This window comes from Streptomyces xingningensis, from assembly GCF_054957865.1.
Genome location: NZ_JBDJPF010000047.1, coordinates 41,694 through 56,094 on the forward strand (window position 1 = coordinate 41,694; position 14,401 = coordinate 56,094).

19 protein-coding genes and 2 pseudogenes are annotated in these 14,401 nt (G+C 70.7%); 6 read left to right on the forward strand and 15 right to left on the reverse strand.

Features of this window, described 5'->3' with window-relative positions:
• Window positions 1-18 precede the first annotated feature (18 nt).
• The 3 genes from argF to ABCR83_RS22960 are packed head-to-tail and all read right to left on the reverse strand — an operon-like array spanning window position 19 to window position 3,762.
• On the reverse strand, window positions 19-1,041 hold the full coding sequence (gene argF / locus ABCR83_RS22950) for an ornithine carbamoyltransferase (protein WP_462697020.1): 1,023 nt from the start codon (window positions 1,039-1,041) through the stop codon (window positions 19-21).
• A gap of 41 nt (window positions 1,042-1,082) precedes the next feature.
• Window positions 1,083-2,321: an arginine deiminase gene (locus ABCR83_RS22955; protein ID WP_462697021.1), complete on the reverse strand. Its 1,239-nt coding sequence runs from the start codon at window positions 2,319-2,321 to the stop codon at window positions 1,083-1,085.
• A 19-nt stretch (window positions 2,322-2,340) separates the two neighbouring features.
• Window positions 2,341-3,762, reverse strand: coding sequence for an MFS transporter (locus ABCR83_RS22960; protein WP_462697022.1), 1,422 nt, complete (start codon window positions 3,760-3,762; stop codon window positions 2,341-2,343).
• A 71-nt stretch (window positions 3,763-3,833) separates the two neighbouring features.
• On the opposite strand from ABCR83_RS22960, the gene ABCR83_RS22965 reads away from it, so the two are divergent.
• Window positions 3,834-4,793, forward strand: coding sequence for a helix-turn-helix domain-containing protein (locus tag ABCR83_RS22965; RefSeq protein WP_462697023.1), 960 nt, complete (start codon window positions 3,834-3,836; stop codon window positions 4,791-4,793).
• Between the two features lie 71 nt (window positions 4,794-4,864).
• Window positions 4,865-5,161: pseudogene (locus ABCR83_RS22970) on the forward strand (3' terminal RNA ribose 2'-O-methyltransferase Hen1); the annotation flags it as partial.
• Window positions 5,162-5,215: 54 nt separating this feature from the next.
• Here ABCR83_RS22970 and ABCR83_RS22975 read toward each other — a convergent pair.
• The 3 genes from ABCR83_RS22975 to ABCR83_RS22985 all read right to left on the reverse strand — a co-directional run bounded on the left by ABCR83_RS22975 (window position 5,216) and on the right by ABCR83_RS22985 (window position 6,243).
• Complete coding sequence (locus ABCR83_RS22975) at window positions 5,216-5,749, reverse strand: DUF6879 family protein (protein ID WP_462697024.1); 534 nt, start codon at window positions 5,747-5,749, stop codon at window positions 5,216-5,218.
• Between the two features lie 4 nt (window positions 5,750-5,753).
• Window positions 5,754-5,960, reverse strand: coding sequence for a hypothetical protein (locus tag ABCR83_RS22980; protein WP_462697025.1), 207 nt, complete (start codon window positions 5,958-5,960; stop codon window positions 5,754-5,756).
• 124 nt (window positions 5,961-6,084) lie between these two features.
• Entirely contained in the window at window positions 6,085-6,243 is a 159-nt protein-coding gene (locus ABCR83_RS22985; protein ID WP_462697040.1) for a hypothetical protein, read from the reverse strand.
• Between ABCR83_RS22985 and ABCR83_RS22990 the strand changes: the two are divergent.
• Window positions 6,234-7,234: pseudogene (locus ABCR83_RS22990) on the forward strand (polynucleotide kinase-phosphatase); the annotation flags it as partial. The gene ABCR83_RS22985 and the pseudogene ABCR83_RS22990 sit on opposite strands and share 10 nt — an antisense overlap.
• 82 nt (window positions 7,235-7,316) lie before the next feature.
• On the opposite strand, the gene mmuM reads toward ABCR83_RS22990, so the two are convergent.
• Window positions 7,317-8,225 (reverse strand): homocysteine S-methyltransferase, encoded by a 909-nt coding sequence (mmuM, locus tag ABCR83_RS22995; protein ID WP_462697026.1) that lies wholly within the window; start codon window positions 8,223-8,225, stop codon window positions 7,317-7,319.
• Window positions 8,226-8,521: 296 nt separating this feature from the next.
• On the opposite strand from mmuM, the gene ABCR83_RS23000 reads away from it, so the two are divergent.
• Window positions 8,522-8,716 (forward strand): hypothetical protein, encoded by a 195-nt coding sequence (locus ABCR83_RS23000; protein WP_462697027.1) that lies wholly within the window; start codon window positions 8,522-8,524, stop codon window positions 8,714-8,716.
• A gap of 11 nt (window positions 8,717-8,727) precedes the next feature.
• On the opposite strand, the gene ABCR83_RS23005 is transcribed toward ABCR83_RS23000, so the two are convergent.
• The 6 genes from ABCR83_RS23005 to ABCR83_RS23030 all read right to left on the reverse strand — a co-directional run bounded on the left by ABCR83_RS23005 (window position 8,728) and on the right by ABCR83_RS23030 (window position 12,497).
• Window positions 8,728-9,186, reverse strand: coding sequence for a DUF6099 family protein (locus tag ABCR83_RS23005; protein WP_462697028.1), 459 nt, complete (start codon window positions 9,184-9,186; stop codon window positions 8,728-8,730).
• Window positions 9,187-9,306: 120 nt separating this feature from the next.
• Window positions 9,307-9,684: a nucleotide pyrophosphohydrolase gene (locus ABCR83_RS23010; RefSeq protein ID WP_462697029.1), complete on the reverse strand. Its 378-nt coding sequence runs from the start codon at window positions 9,682-9,684 to the stop codon at window positions 9,307-9,309.
• A 62-nt stretch (window positions 9,685-9,746) separates the two neighbouring features.
• Window positions 9,747-10,916, reverse strand: coding sequence for an AAA family ATPase (locus ABCR83_RS23015; protein WP_462697030.1), 1,170 nt, complete (start codon window positions 10,914-10,916; stop codon window positions 9,747-9,749).
• Between the two features lie 24 nt (window positions 10,917-10,940).
• Window positions 10,941-11,354: a cell division protein SepF gene (locus ABCR83_RS23020; RefSeq protein WP_462697031.1), complete on the reverse strand. Its 414-nt coding sequence runs from the start codon at window positions 11,352-11,354 to the stop codon at window positions 10,941-10,943.
• 130 nt (window positions 11,355-11,484) lie between these two features.
• Window positions 11,485-11,793, reverse strand: coding sequence for an AzlD domain-containing protein (locus ABCR83_RS23025; protein ID WP_462697032.1), 309 nt, complete (start codon window positions 11,791-11,793; stop codon window positions 11,485-11,487).
• Complete coding sequence (locus tag ABCR83_RS23030) at window positions 11,790-12,497, reverse strand: AzlC family ABC transporter permease (RefSeq protein ID WP_462697033.1); 708 nt, start codon at window positions 12,495-12,497, stop codon at window positions 11,790-11,792. The genes ABCR83_RS23025 and ABCR83_RS23030 overlap by 4 nt, the downstream gene beginning before the upstream one ends.
• Before the next feature lie 45 nt (window positions 12,498-12,542).
• Between ABCR83_RS23030 and ABCR83_RS23035 the strand changes: the two genes are divergently transcribed.
• Window positions 12,543-13,127, forward strand: a complete 585-nt coding sequence (locus tag ABCR83_RS23035; RefSeq protein ID WP_462697034.1) for a helix-turn-helix domain-containing protein — start codon at window positions 12,543-12,545, stop codon at window positions 13,125-13,127.
• A 43-nt stretch (window positions 13,128-13,170) separates the two neighbouring features.
• Here ABCR83_RS23035 and ABCR83_RS23040 read toward each other — a convergent pair whose 3' ends face one another.
• Window positions 13,171-13,569 carry a PIN domain-containing protein gene (locus tag ABCR83_RS23040; protein ID WP_462697035.1) on the reverse strand — a complete coding sequence of 133 codons (399 nt, stop codon included), beginning with the start codon at window positions 13,567-13,569 and terminating at the stop codon, window positions 13,171-13,173.
• Window positions 13,566-13,844 (reverse strand): hypothetical protein, encoded by a 279-nt coding sequence (locus tag ABCR83_RS23045; RefSeq protein WP_462697036.1) that lies wholly within the window; start codon window positions 13,842-13,844, stop codon window positions 13,566-13,568. Before ABCR83_RS23045 ends, ABCR83_RS23040 begins: the two co-directional genes overlap by 4 nt.
• Window positions 13,845-14,010: 166 nt before the next feature.
• Between ABCR83_RS23045 and ABCR83_RS23050 the strand changes: the two genes are divergently transcribed.
• Complete coding sequence (locus tag ABCR83_RS23050; RefSeq protein ID WP_462697037.1) at window positions 14,011-14,319, forward strand: hypothetical protein; 309 nt, start codon at window positions 14,011-14,013, stop codon at window positions 14,317-14,319.
• Window positions 14,320-14,401 lie beyond the last annotated feature (82 nt).

Sequence of the window (14,401 nt, forward strand, 5' to 3'; positions counted from 1 at the left end):
CGTTGGCCCGGACCGGTCTCAACTGGCCAGCGTGGCCACCAGGACGGCCTTGATGGTGTGCATCCGGTTCTCCGCCTCGTCCCAGACGACGGAGTGCACGGATTCGAAGACCTCGTCCGTCACCTCGAGCGAGGTCCGGCCGTGGCGCTCGTGGATCTCCCGGGCGACCGTGGTGCCGAGGTCATGGAAGGCGGGCAGGCAGTGCAGGAACTTCACGGCGGGGTTGCCGGTGGAACGCAGCACGTCCATGGTGACGGCATAGGGCGAGAGCAGCGCGATCCGGGCGTCCCACACCTCCTTGGGCTCCCCCATCGACACCCAGACATCGGTGGCGATGAAGTCCGCGCCGTGCACGCCCTCCGCGACGTCCGCGGTGAGGGTGATCCGCGCCCCGCCGGCCAGGGCGAGGCGCCGGGCCTGGTCCACCACCGCGGGCGCGGGCCACAGCTCCTCGGGGGCCACGATCCTTACGTCCATGCCGAGGAGAGCGCCGGTGACCAGGTAGGAGTTGCCCATGTTGTAGCGGGCGTCGCCGAGGTAGGCGAAGGCGATGCGCTCCAGGGACTTGGCGCTGTGCTCGGTCATGGTGAGCACATCGGCGAGCATCTGGGTCGGGTGCCACTCGTCGCTGAGGCCGTTGAAGACGGGGACGCCGGCGTACTCGGCCAACTCCTCCACGATCTCCTGGCCATGGCCGCGGTACTGGATGGCGTCAAACATCCGGCCGAGCACCCGTGCGGTGTCCTTGACCGATTCCTTGTGCCCCACCTGCGATCCCGCGGGGTCGAGGTAGGTGGTGCGCGCCCCCTGGTCGGCGGCGGCGACCTCGAAGGCGCAGCGGGTGCGGGTCGAGGTCTTCTCGAAGACCAGGGCGATGTGCCGGCCCTGGAGCCGGGGCTGTTCCTCGCCCGCGAGCTTGGCGGCCTTGAGTTCGGCCGCCAGCTCTACCAGGCCGCGGAACTCCTCGGCGGTGAGGTCCGTTTCCTTGCGGAGGTGGCGGCCCTTGAGCAGGTGGTGGCCCTTGAGACGGTCTGTGGCCATGCGACTGAACTCCTCGTAATCATATGCAGCTAGCAACATTATTATGCATCGATGCTGTCGACCGCATCCCGTTCCACCGGGCAGCTCATACAGCGGGGTCCGCCCCGGCCTCGCCCCAGTTCGCTGCCCGGGATGGTGATGACCTCGATCCCATGCCTGCGCAGATGGGTGTTGGTGGTCGCGTTGCGCTCATAGGCCACCACCACACCCGGCTCTATGGCCAGCACATTGCAGCCGTCGTCCCACTGCTCGCGCTCCGCCGCATGTACGTCCTGGCGGGCGGTCAGCACCCGGATGGCATCCAGGCCCAGGGCCGCGGCGATCGCCCGGTGCATATGCTCCGGCGGATGATCGGTCACCTTCAGCTCCCGTCCGCCGACGCCGGGTTCGATGGTGTACGAGCGGAGCATGCCCAGCCCGGCGTACTGGGTGAAGGTGTCGCCGTCCACCATCGTCATCACGGTGTCCAGGTGCATAAAGGCCCGGCCCTTGGGCATGTCCAGCGCCACGATGGTGTGGGCCGAACCGGCGGCGAAGAGCCGGTGCGCGAGCATCTCCACGGCCTGTGGGGTGGTCCGCTCGCTCATCCCGATCAGTACCGCGCCCCGGCCGATGACCAGCACATCACCGCCCTCGATGGTGGACGGATAGGCGGCCTGTCCCTCGGACCAGATGTGGAAGTCACCGCCGGCGAACAGGGGGTGGTGCCGGTAGACGGCCTCGTAGTGCACGGTCTCGTGCCAACGGGCGGGCCAGCGCATCGCGTTGACGCACACTCCGTCGTATATCCAGGCCGAGGTGTCGCGGGTGAAGAGGTGGTTGGGCAGCGGGTTGAGCAGAAAGTCGTCGAGGTCCATCACATGGAAGCGGACCGAGACCGGCTCGGCGTGCCGCTCCAGGAACTCCCGCTTGGTCATTCCGCCGACCAGCCAGGAGGTGAGCTCCGATGCGGGCATCGCGTCGAACGCGGCACGCAGATGGCCGGTGGCGAGCGGCCCGTACTCCCGCTCGTGGAAGACCCGGTCCAGCACCAGCGAGCGCGCGGCCGGCCGCGCCAGGCTCTCCTCCAGCAGGTCCTGGAAGAGGTGCACGGTGACGCCGCGCTCGCGCAGCACGTCCGCGAAGCCGTCGTGCTCGGCGCGGGCGCGGCGCACCCAGAGCACATCGTCGAAGAGGAGAGCGTCCTTGTTGGAGGGGGTGAGCCGTTTCAGTTCCAGGTCCGGGCGGTGCAGGATGACGCGGCGCAGCCGCCCGGCCTCGGAGTCGACATGAAATCCCATCCCCCCATCCTCACCTGGATCAGTCGTGAACACCCCGAGTGCCACGGCCAAAGGTCAGTGCGGCCAGCAGGGCGAGCGCGGAGGTGATGACCGCGAACAGCCAGCCATGGCGCAGCGAGCCCAGTGCGGGATGGTGTGCTCCGCCGCCCAGGGCGACCAGGACCGCCACTCCGAGGGCGGTGCCGCCCTGTCGCGAGACCATCAGGACGCCGGAGCCGCTGGACATCCGGTGTTCGGGCAGCCGTCCGGCCGCGGCGAACATCACCGACTGGTACAGCCCGGTGCCGATTCCGGCGCATATCAGGCCGGGCAGGAAGTCCGTCGCATAGTGCGACCGGCCGCCCGCGGCGAGCAGCCACCACAGCGGGGCGGCCGCGAAGGCCGCGGCGCCCACCACCGCGGCGGCTCGCTCGCCCAGGGTGCGCACCAGACGGCCGGACAGGACCGAGACCAGCAGCACCGTCCCGGGCCAGGGCGCGATGGCCAGGCCCGCGCGCTGGATCGAGTATCCCCACACCGCGGTGAACAGTTCGGTGGCCGACAGCGTCATGGCCGCGAAGCCCAGGAAGTAGCTGAGCAGCCCGACGGCCGCCGGGGTGAAGCCACGGGTGCGGAACAGCTCGGGGTGCACCACGGGCTCCGCGGCGCGGCGGACATGCAGCGCGCACAGCACGGCGGCGAGGGCTCCGGCAGCGAGCAGGCCCAGGGTGCCGGGCGCGGCGGCACCCCAGTCCTCCGCCTCCGAGAAGGCGGTCACCAAGCAGCCGATGGCGGCGAACACCAGGGCGGTCCCGGTGAGGTCGAGGCCGTGCCGGGCACCGCGCGCGGCGCGCGGCAGCAGGCGCAGGCCCGCCGGTATGGCGACCGCCACCACCGGGACATTGATCAGGAAGATCAAACGCCAGTCGGAGGCGGCGAGCAGCCCGCCGAACACCGGTCCGGAACCGGCCGCCACCGCGCTGACCGCGGTCCAGATGCCGACGGCCGTGGCGCGTTCACGGGCCGGGAAGGCGGGCAGCGCCAGGGAGAGCGAAGTGGGCACCAGCACGGCCGCGCCCACGCCCTGCAGCACCCGCGCGGCGATCAGCCATTCCAGGCCGGGTGCGGCGGCACAGCCGACCGAGGCCAGGCCGAACAGGCCGAGGCCGAGGAGGAACGAACGGCGGCGGCCGGTCTCGTCGGCCACCCGGCCCGCCGGGATCAGCAGCGCGGCCAGCACGACCGTATAGGCGTTGAGCACCCAGGACAGTTCGGCGGTGGACGCCGAGCTGAAATCCCGGCCGATCACCGGGAAGGCGATGTTGACGGCTATCGCGTCGAGCACGGCGAGGAACTGGGCGGCGGACGCCACGGCGAGCACCAGCCAGCGGCGCGGGTCGGGGGTCGACGCCGGCGCCGTGGGCGCACTGCTGCCCTGGTGAGTTGGTGAAGGGGTCTTCATGTCCCTCAGCATCTGAGCCCCGACGACCGGCCACGAGTGGCAAGAGTGACAACACCCGGTACATTACTGCCATGCCCTCCATCGCCGTTGCGGCCACCCCCGGAATGCCCATCCTCGAGCTCGCCATCCCCTGCCATATCTTCGGTGACGACCGTCTGGAGACCCCCGAGGGCTGGTACGACCTGCGGGTCTGTGCCATCGAGACGGAGCGGGGCGGCGGTGACCGATCGTGGTTCCAGCCGCAGACCCCTTATGGCACCGAGGAGTTGATCACCGCCGACACCGTGCTCGTCCCGGCGACGGCGGATGTGTACGGCGCTCCGCCGGCCGAGCTGACCGAGGCGCTGTTCGAGGCGCACCGGCGCGGGGCCCGGCTGGTGTCGCTGTGCTCGGGCGCGTTCACCCTCGCGGCCACCGGGCTGCTCGACGGGCGTACCGCCACCACGCACTGGCGGTATGCCCGGCTGCTCGCCGAGCGCCACCCGGCGGTGCGGGTCGATCCCTCGGTGCTCTATGTCGACCATGGCGATGTCATCACCGGGGCGGGTTCCACGGCGGGCATCGACGCCTGTCTGCACCTGGTGCGCAAGGACTTCGGGGTGGAGACGGCCAACTCCATCGCCCGGCAGCTGGTCGCCCCCGCCCACCGGCCGGGCGGCCAGGCACAGTACATCGAGACCCCGTTGCCACAGCGGACCGACGACTCCCTCGCCCCGCTGCTGCACTGGGCCACCGCACGGCTGGCCGAGCCGCTGTCCGTCGCCGGGCTGGCCCGGCAGGCCCACACCAGCCCGCGCACCCTCATCCGGCGGTTCCACGCGACGACCGGAACCACCCCGATGCAGTGGCTGCAGTCCCAACGCATCGTCCGGGCACGGGAGTTGCTGGAGCGGAGCGATGAGTCGGTGGACCGGGTGGCGGAGCTGTGCGGGCTCGGCACGGCGGCCAACCTGCGGCGACGCTTCACCAAGGCGGTGGGCGTGCCCCCCAACGACTACCGTCGCGCCTTCCGCGCCCGGCAGCCGGCCTGAGTCCACGCCTTGGTCAAGCCAAGGTAATATTCACTGGTCGGGGGCGTCGACCGAAAGCGATACCCGGACACGTGTTCCTGACAATCACCACGACCGGCACCCCGGCGGGCCCCGCGACCGATCTCGGCTTTCTGCTGCACAAACATCCCGACAACGCCCAGCAGTTCGCCACCTCGCATGGCATCGCGCAGGTCTTCTACCCCGAGGCGACCGCCGAGCGCTGCACGGCCGCACTCCTGCTGGAGGTCGACCCGATGCGCATCGAGGTGCCGTCGCTGCCCGCGCGCGGTGGCGCCGAGCTGGTGCGCAAGCTGTTCGAGCCGCTGGGCTGGAGCTCGGTCACGGCCGAACCGGTGGCGCTGGACGCCGAGGCTCGCGGAGCCGCACACCAAGAGACTCTCGGCCCTTTTGGAAATCAGTGCTCACCCACCGGAAGGTACCCGCGCCGCGAAGTCCTCGTACGGCACGGCGAAGTGCCAGGCAGCATCCCGGACTTGGCAGGCCGCCAGCACCTCGGCCGGATCGGTCACCAGCTCCAGCCCCAGCGTTCGGCCGTCCTCGTGATGGAAGCGGGCCAGGGTGCGGCAGTCGAACAGCCAGAAGTCCACCATGGGCAACGCCAGGCGCCCGGCGTCAGCGCGCCACAGGTGCCGGATGCCCTCCCCAGCCTCGATGGTGACCGGGGCCCCGTCGAGTAGGTACCGCTGGTTGTCGGTCGGCGGGTCGTCCACGATCCGCACGCGCTCCACGCGCTTGCCCTGCTTGGCCAGGGCGCGACGGCCGTTCAGGAACGCTTCCCGGCCCTCCGCGCTGTAGCCCTCACCGCGAGCCCACCGCTTGTACCGGTCCGACTTGGTGTCGGCCTCGTACGACCGCTGAGTCTCCAGCCGCCAAGCCGTGTGCTCAAAGCTGTCGAACAACTCGTTGAGCACCGACGTGCTCACCAGCTCCGGCACTCGTCTACTCCTTGGGTGCGAACCGAACCAGCAGTTCGCGGGGGATGATCACGAATGACTCGGTGGGCTTCACGGCGCGGAGCTGCGCCACGTCCTCGTCTTCGGCCGTCTCGCCTTGAACCAGGATCTCGCCGGTGTCCAGGTCCTCGTACAGGGTGGGGCAGTCGTTGTCGTCCGAGGTGGTGCCAAGCATCTTCAGGCGTCGCGACATGGCTGTTCCCTTCTGCTCGGAAGCGGTCGGCACAGCATGCCCCGCGCCTCGACGATCTGTCAGCAGGATGCCGAGAAACAAGGATCTTGGCGTGCTCCAGGCGGCATGAGTGGCGGGACCAAGGTCAACGAGCCGTGCCTGGATTCCAGCGGGCCAGTGCAGCGCGACGGGCCTTCTCGGACCGCGCGTCGCGGCTGGCGTCGTACTGCGGGTCTTCCAGCACGGTCACGCGGGAAAGCAGCTTTTCGGCAGCCTGCCGAAGCTGACGTTCCTCGGCAAGCATGCGAGGAGAAACACATGGGCTCACGCGCCGTCGCCCTGGTCTGCCGCGATGCGCGGGTGGCCGGTGAGCGCTTCGGTGTGGACGGGCCGACGGGCGCGCTGCACACCCGCACCGGGCGCCCCTTCTTCGACGACACCGCCGTCACCGAGGAGATCCTGGGCCGGCTGCGCACGGCGGTGACCGCCGCCGGGCTGTGGGACGAACTGGCCACGGACTGGCTGCTGCTCGACGCGGAGCTGATGCCCTGGTCGCTGAAGGCCTCCGGGCTGCTGCGCTCGCAGTACGCCGCGGTGGGCGCCGCTTCAGGTGCCGTCTTCCCGGGCGCGCTGGGGGCGTTGGAGGCGGCCGCCGCGCGCGGGGCCGAGGTGGGCGAACTGCTGGAGCGGCAGCGTGAACGGGCCGCCGATGCGGCCGCGTTCACCGAGGCGTACCGGCGGTACTGCTGGACCACCGACGGGCTGGACGGAGTGCGGCTGGCGCCGTTCCAGCTCCTCGCCGCCCAGGGGCGCAGCCTTGCCCCGGTGCCCCATGACGAGCAACTGGCCTGGCTGGACCGGCTGGTGGAGCACGACCCCACCGGTCTGCTCCAGGTCACCCGGCGTCGCCTCGTCACCACCTCGGACGAGGCCTCCGTCCGGGAGGGCATCGACTGGTGGCTGGAGATGACCGGCGCGGGCGGCGAGGGGATGGTCGTCAAACCGCTTGGGGCGCTGGTCCGGGACGGCAAGGGGCGGCTGGTGCAGCCGGCATCAAGGTGCGCGGCCGGGAGTACCTGCGGATCATCTACGGCCCGGAGTACACCCGCCCGGACAACCTCGACCGGCTGCGCCGGCGCTTCCTCGGCCATAAGCGCTCCCTCGCCCTGCGCGAATATGCGCTCGGTCTGGAGGCGCTGGACCGGCTGGCCGGCGGCGAGCCGCTCTGGCGCGTCCATGAGGCGGTCTTCGCCGTCCTCGCCCTGGAGTCGGAGCCGGTCGACCCCCGGCTGTAACGACCTGGTCGTAAACGGGTGGGCCGGGTGTGGCGGTTGCTGCGCGGCAGTTGTGTGCCACACCTGGCTCGCCCCGGCCCGGCTACCGGCTCTCGACCAGAGCCGCGAGTTCCGCGATCCGGTCCGGCCCCACCCGGCAGCAGCCCCCGACCAGCCGGGCCCCCGCGGCCTGCCAGGCCGCCACCCGGGCCGGGTCAAAGGTGGGGTGCCCCCGCCAATCCCGCGCCCGGGCATCCCATCCCTCCCCGCTGTTCGGATAGACCACGACCGGCTTGCCCGTCACCCGCGCGGCGGTCTCCACCGCCCGGTCCGCGTCAGCCGGTTCACAGCAGTTGACGCCCACGGCGATGACCTGGTCGTTCCCCGCGGCGAGCGCGAATGCCTCGGCGAGCGGCTGGCCCGCCCGGGTGCGCTCGCCGGCGCAGTTGTAGCTCAGCCAGACCGGCATCCCGGACGCCCGGACCACTCGCAGCAGCGCTCGTGCCTCGTCGGTATCCGGCACGGTCTCCAGCGCGAGCACATCCGGTCCCGCCGCGGCCAGCGTCTCCACCCGCGGCCGGTGGAACCGCTCCAGCTCCGCCACGCTCAGCCCATACCGCCCGCGATACTCGCTGCCGTCGGCGAGCATCGCCCCATAGGGCCCGATGGACGCGGCGACCCACACCTCCCGCTCGCCACGGCCGGCCGCCCATCGCGCCAGCTCCACGCTCCTCCGCAGCAGCGCCGCCGCCTCGTCCGGCCCCAGGCCGCGCCGTGCGAACCCCTCGAAGGTGGCCTGGTAGCTGGAGGTGATGAGCACCCGCGCCCCCGCCCGCACATACGCCGCGTGCGCCTCCTCGATCTGCCCGGGATCATCGGACAGCAGCCGGGCCGACCAGAGGTCATCCGACAGATCGCAGCCCTGTGCCGCCAGTTGGTTGGACAGGCCGCCGTCGAGGACGAGCGTCCCGCGCCCGAGCGCGTCGGCGAGCGGCGTGGTGGGTGCGGACATCGGTTGCTCCTTGCTCCATCGGACACCCCCTAGGCCCGGCCGGGACCGCACCTTCATCCTGCACCGCCGAACACACGTCAACTGCTCACCCCCTCCCTGGCGCCGCCGGCCCCTGTCGGGTGAAAATCTCCCGGCCCCGTCGGCCGACGGGGTATCGGCCAGTGTCCGGCACGCCCGATGATCGTTGGCCTCGGCGGAGCCGGACCGCCCGGCCCGCGCACCGGTGTTCGCTGCCGGAGGCGACGATCGCGACACCGCCCTCCCGCACCGGGAGGGCCAGGGCCGAGGAGGCCGCGATGACCCAGGAAGCCGTGCCCGACGAGGCAGTGCCCACCCAGGCCGCTTCCCAGCAGCAGGGCGCACCCAAGGGCCTGCTGCAGCAGATGGAAGAGCTGATGGCAGCGCTGAACGCCGATCTGTCGCAGCTCGACGCAGACCTTCAATCGTCCGCCGAGCGGCCCTCGCCCGATCACGGAGGCACCACCGGCTGACCGCTTGCGCATCATGCGGCGCCTCCTCTCGCGCGCAGGGCGAGCCGTCTGAGCAAGCCGCTCACCTGGTCGGTGGTCTCATCGGCGGCGTCGATCGCCTCGATGCACTGCCAGTACAGCCCGTCCTCCTCGCAGGCGCCCGCAACGCCCACCAGGGCGATGCCCACCTCTCCCAGGAGCACACCGAGGTCGGTCAACGCCTCCCAGGGGTCGCGCACCTCGGAGAGCTGCGCCGCCCGTAAGCCTCCGGTGCCCGGCGCGATCTGCCGCAGCGCGCCGGAGGCCCTGCCACCCGCTTCGCTCAGACCACCGGCCGCGGCCCGGGCCTCGAAGGGCCCATGGACCGCGAGGTGCCCGCCAACCGCCTGTGCCAACGCCTGTGTCTGCCATGCCTCCTTGACGATCTCCTCCACCGCCCTGGCCTGCGTCAGGGCGAACCGAGTGGCCTCGATCAACCGCACTGCGTCCATGCCCGGTCCCCCATGTTTTCCGTCTGCCCCGCTCTCACTACCCAGAGTGATGACTAACCGCCGGAAAAGCCAGGGGAATTCAGAAATCTGTGGATACCAAATGCGCTGTGGACAACTCAATCACTCCGGAGAGTGACGATCGGGGTGATCCTGACCCTCCGCCGCCCGCTCCCCAGGTGCCGGAAACCGCCGTTCATTCCGGTCGATCTTCGCGGACAGCGCCGCCGGCGCATCGATCCCCAGCACCCCGCAGAACTGCAGCAGATACGCCAGGACGTCCGCGACCTCGTCCTCCACCCGCCCGGCCGTCACCGGATCCGACATCACCCGCGCCGACTCCTCGGGCGTCAACCACTGGAAGATCTCCACCAGTTCGGAGGCCTCGACGCTGAGCGCCACGGCCAGGTTCTTGGGCGTGTGATAGGGCTGCCACTCACGGGCGGCGGCGAATGCGGCCAGCCGCCGCTGCAGCGCCCCGATATCGGTCGCGCCGGTCACAGTGGTCGCATCGGTGAAGCCCGTGGGGCGTAGGGGTCCGGTGGGACCTTCAGGATTTTCCGTCACGTTCCCAGATCTACCATTGAGACCCCTGAGACCTCGGCAACCGCTTCGGCCGCCTCCCCTCTCACCGTCCCCACCAGTCGGATGTGCCCCCGCTCGCACATGCGCACCGCCAGCTCCAGCAACTCCCGTGCCTGCCGCGGATCCAGACAGCGGTCGAAGCCGTCCGCGAGCACGGTCAGCGTCTGCCGGGCCGGAAGCACCTCGGCCACCGGTTCCACGGCCAGCACTCCGGGACCCGTCAACAGGACCAGGCACAGCGCCAGATAGCGCAACTCCCCGTCGCCCAGCCGCTCCAGCGGGGTGACCGTGCCCGGGTGCCGTGCCAGCACCGCCCGGACGAACCCGCCGTCCAGCCCCTGCACCGCCACCCCCTCGACCTGGCCCCGGCACCCGGCTCCCGCCGCCGTCACCAGGGCCGCATGCCGGGTGACGCACTCGTCCCGGGTGCGCCCCAGCACCGCGGCCACGTTGTCGCACGCGCCGCGCAGCCGGCCGTCCCGGGCCGCGACCGGCGTGCGCATCAGCTCGGGCCGGGGGTCGCAGGCGAAGACCGAGCGCAGCGCGACGACCACCTGCTCCGCGGCCTCCAGGACCAGCTGCTGCCCGGGAGTCTTGCCCGCCACCCGCAGGGGCAGCAGCGCGGTGCCGAGCCGGTCGTCGGGCAGCGGCGCGCGGGTGACCGGCACGGAGCCCGCCGTGTGCCAGGCGGCCTCGACCCTGGGCAGCCCCGGATCGCGCAGCGCCGTGGAGAGCAGGGTGCACCCCGCGCCCGTCAACCGCTCGCCGACGACCCGTAGTTCGGGCTCGGCCTGCACCGCCAGATCCAGCAGCACCGGACCGGCCGGCCCCTCGACGGTGCAGCCGATCCGGAACCCGCGCCGGCCCTGCGCATCCGGCCGCGCCTGCTGCGGTACGCAGGCGACGGCTCCGCCCGCCACCGGCGCCAGGGCCTCGTCGAGAGTGTCGCCGCCCGCCAGCCGGGCCAGGGCCTCGTACGCCTGGAGAGCACTGGACTTGCCGCTGCCGCTGGCCCCCCGGAAGAGCGTCAACGGGCCGAGCGGATACCTGGCGTTGCGATGCGACTTGAAGGCGGACAGCCGCAGTTCGGTCACGACGGGGCGCGGAGGCCGGGTGCCGGCGGCCGGTCGGGCACGGTTTGTGTCCATGCCCGGACCGTATGCGGCGGTCTGTCAGCCAAACCGTTTCATCGGATCGGTCTTCCTACGATCGGGGTACCCAGCCGCCACCTCCGTGCCCTCGGGAGCGAGCAGAAAGACATTGGTGTCGACGCGGTGCATCCCGCTGCTCAATCCGAAGACGACACCACTGGAGAAGTCGAGGATCCGCTTGGCGACATCGCTGTCGGCACTCGTGAGATCCAGCAGCACGGGCGTCCCCGCCATCAGATGTTCCGCGACCTCGCGCGCGTCCGCGAAGACCTGGACGCGGAGCACGACGAGCCTCCGCTGGTTCGTCACCGTCTCCGGTTCCTCCTCGGGCAGGGCCCGGTGGTTGGACCAGGACGGCCATGTGTGGTAGCCGCGCAATGGGACCACCTCGGCCAGTCCCTCCCACTGCTCGTCGGTGGCCTCGGACCTGTTCACCGGATCACCCCTCCGGGGAACGTGCTGGTTATGTACATCCCGCGATTTTAGGGAAGCAGGCGCCCCCATTCGGCCGAATGACACGCGCTGCACCCGATTCGTACCGGCCGAGGGGGCGCACTTCGGGGGCTCAGTGCACGCCCAGCAGCCGGAGCGCCGCCGTGGTGGCCGCGGCCGCCACCATCACCACCAGGAAGGACGCCTTCCTGATCGCGAGTACGGCACCGACCAGCACCCCGGTCGGCCGGGCCCAGCCGGCGAAGCCGTGCCCGGTGGTGAGCGCCGAGGTGGCCGCCATCACACACAGCAGGACGGTCGCGGACAGGGAGAGCAGCTGCCGTGCGCGGCCGGACAGTTCGACACGGCTGCGCAGCAGGGGTCCGCACACCCTCAGGCCATAGGTACCGGCGGCCAGCAGCAGGATGGCCAGCAGGGTCATGCCGGGTCCTCCGCCTTCGTCCGGCCGGTCTCGTCGACGGCGGACCGGCCCACCGCGAGCAGGCCCAACAGCCCCAGCAGCACCGGCAGTCCGCCAGGCAGGAACGGCACGGCCACCAGGGCGAGGGTCACCCCGAGCAACGCGGCCCGGCGTGCGTGCGACGCGCCGAGCGCGGGCAGCACCAGTGCCAGCAGCACCATGGGCTCGGCCGCGTCCAGGCCCAGCGCTTCCGGGTCGCCGATCGCCCGACCGGCCAGGACGCCCAGCAGGGTGCCCAGGTTCCAGGTGACGAACAGCAGCGCACCGCTGGCGAGATAGACCGCCCGCCGGTGCCGTGGATCGTGCTGCGCCCGGGCGAACGCCACCGCCTGGTCCACCATGAGGTGGCTGCTCAACAGCCGCTTGGCCCAGCGCATGTCGAGCACATCGGCGATCGTCAGCCCATAGACGAGGAGCCGTGCGTTGAGGACGAGTCCGGCGATCACGGCCGCGACGGTTCCGCCGCCGCCCAGGGCGATGTCGAGGGACGCGAGCTGGGCCCCGCCGGCGAACATGGTCAGTGACATGGTCAGCGGCACCCAGGCGGGCTGCCCGGCGGAGGCGGCTATCGCCCCGAACGAGGCCCCCACGATGCCGATGGCCAGGGCCACCGCCCCTATGTCCCGCCGGAGTGGACCATCCAGTGTTCTCCAGAACGAACGCATGGTCGCTATGCTGAACACTCCCAGGGTGTTCGTCAAGGAGAACAGATGGACCGACAAAACGAACGACCAATGGAACCGGCCATCCGCCCCCCGCTGGAACTCATCGCGACGTCGATCCGCCGGGAGCGCACCCGCATCGGACTGTCACTGACCGAACTGGCCAGGCGCGCCAGGATCGCCAAGTCCACGCTGTCCCAGCTCGAGTCCGGCACCGGCAATCCGAGCGTGGAGACGCTGTGGGCCCTGAGCGTCGCCCTGGGCGTGCCGTTCAGCAGGCTGGTCGACCCGCCCCGCCCACGGGTGGCCGTGCTGCGCCGCGGCGAAGGGGCCGCGGTGCCGTCCGAACGCGCCAACTACGTGGCCACCCTGCTCACTTCATGCCCGCCACAGGCCCGCCGGGACCTCTATCTGCTGCACGTCGAACCGGGCCCGCCGCGCGAGTCCGACCCGCACATGCCGGGGACGATGGAGCACGCGGTCGTCGGCAGCGGACGGGCGCTCATCGGTCCGCCCGAGGAGCCGGTCGAGCTGGGGCCGGGCGACTACATCGCCTATCCGGGCGATGCACCGCACATCTGCCAGGCGTTGGAACCGGGCACGACCGTGGTGCTGGCGATGGAGCACATCTAAGGGCGTGCTCGGACAAGCGCTTGCACCTTGACAGCTTCCGGGGTCAGACCTTCTCGGCCACAATCCTGGTGTGCTCGACAGTCAGCATCTCCACGTCCTCCACATCAGAGGTCAGGATCGTCACCCGGCCCGTCTGTGCCAAGGCAGTCGCACACAGCATGGCGTCAATGGCGTACTTGTGACCGTGCAGCCCAGCACGCCGCAGCAGAACAGCAGCAGACTGGGCAAGAGTCTGGGTGACCGGCTCGACCCGGAGACGGGAGAGGGTCCACTTCAGCGCGGCGTCATTGATCCTCGGGTGGATCACCTCGACCAGTACCGCGGCCGAGGTGACCACCGGAAGATCCGCGTCACGAGCCGCCGTCAGCCACTCGTGAACCTCTCGATTCCGCTGTACGGCCTTCGTCAGCCCCTCGCTGTCCAGGACCAAGGCACCGCTCACGCAGCGGCTCCGGCCTCGGGCGCATGACCGATGAGCTTGGCCCGCTTGGCCTCCACGGCCTCCGGGTCGGCCGGACCGTGAGCCTTGTCGAAGTCAGCGATGAGCTCGTCCAGATTGTCGCGCTCGATTTGGCGCTGAGCCGCCCGCTCCAGATAGGCAGAGACACCGCGCTTGCCGACTCGCTCGCGGATTGCCTGCAATGTTCCGGCGCTCAGCGTGACGGAGATTCCACTGCTGGGGCCGTCGCCAGGGACGAAGTCGGTGTCATCAGCCATGACGCGAGTATGGCATTCAAAATGCCATACGGCCATCCCGTCGCACCTGCGCCTCACACCGGGCACGCCGCTGCGCAGGGCGGCCCGACCGTCCGCGCCCTGCGCAGCGTGGGGGCGGATACCTCCGGGACCTTCTCTGCACCAACTCGGTTGTCGGGGGTGCCCAGTGACTTCCATCGATCAGGTAGCCACGTTGGCGACGTTCGGTTCGGTGTGGGCCGTGCTCTCTGTCGGGCACAACCTCGCCGACCATGTGATCGGGCAAACCGACCACCAGGCGGCAGGCAAGGCAGCGCCGTCGGCGGCCGAGGTCGCCGACGGCGTGAGCCCGAGGCGGGGCTGGGGTGCCTGCCTGGGGCACGTCGTCCAGTACCACCTGGTGATGGCCGTGCTGCTGGCCCTGGTTTGGGCTGTTCTCCCGCTCCAGATGTCCTGGACCGGGCTTGGGGAACATCGGTACAGCGGTTGGCGCTGAGAACGATCTTGAGCAGTGAGCGGTGAACTTCTAAGCGGTCTTGGCGAAGTTCGCTGCGGCCCCCGTCAGGTCCTCATCCGGC

Coding starts and splice junctions, on each gene's coding strand:
- ABCR83_RS23015 (WP_462697030.1), bottom strand. CDS start 10,916: ATGGACACAAACCGTGCCCGACCGGCCGCCGGCACCCGGCCTCCGCGC.
- ABCR83_RS23000 (WP_462697027.1), top strand. CDS start 8,522: ATGACCCAGGAAGCCGTGCCCGACGAGGCAGTGCCCACCCAGGCCGCT.
- ABCR83_RS22980 (WP_462697025.1), bottom strand. CDS start 5,960: ATGTCGCGACGCCTGAAGATGCTTGGCACCACCTCGGACGACAACGAC.
- ABCR83_RS23025 (WP_462697032.1), bottom strand. CDS start 11,793: ATGACCCTGCTGGCCATCCTGCTGCTGGCCGCCGGTACCTATGGCCTG.
- mmuM (WP_462697026.1), bottom strand. CDS start 8,225: ATGTCCGCACCCACCACGCCGCTCGCCGACGCGCTCGGGCGCGGGACG.
- ABCR83_RS23045 (WP_462697036.1), bottom strand. CDS start 13,844: ATGGCTGATGACACCGACTTCGTCCCTGGCGACGGCCCCAGCAGTGGA.
- ABCR83_RS23035 (WP_462697034.1), top strand. CDS start 12,543: ATGGACCGACAAAACGAACGACCAATGGAACCGGCCATCCGCCCCCCG.
- ABCR83_RS22960 (WP_462697022.1), bottom strand. CDS start 3,762: ATGAAGACCCCTTCACCAACTCACCAGGGCAGCAGTGCGCCCACGGCG.
- ABCR83_RS22955 (WP_462697021.1), bottom strand. CDS start 2,321: ATGGGATTTCATGTCGACTCCGAGGCCGGGCGGCTGCGCCGCGTCATC.
- argF (WP_462697020.1), bottom strand. CDS start 1,041: ATGGCCACAGACCGTCTCAAGGGCCACCACCTGCTCAAGGGCCGCCAC.
- ABCR83_RS23005 (WP_462697028.1), bottom strand. CDS start 9,186: ATGGACGCAGTGCGGTTGATCGAGGCCACTCGGTTCGCCCTGACGCAG.
- ABCR83_RS22985 (WP_462697040.1), bottom strand. CDS start 6,243: ATGCTTGCCGAGGAACGTCAGCTTCGGCAGGCTGCCGAAAAGCTGCTT.
- ABCR83_RS22965 (WP_462697023.1), top strand. CDS start 3,834: ATGCCCTCCATCGCCGTTGCGGCCACCCCCGGAATGCCCATCCTCGAG.
- ABCR83_RS23030 (WP_462697033.1), bottom strand. CDS start 12,497: ATGCGTTCGTTCTGGAGAACACTGGATGGTCCACTCCGGCGGGACATA.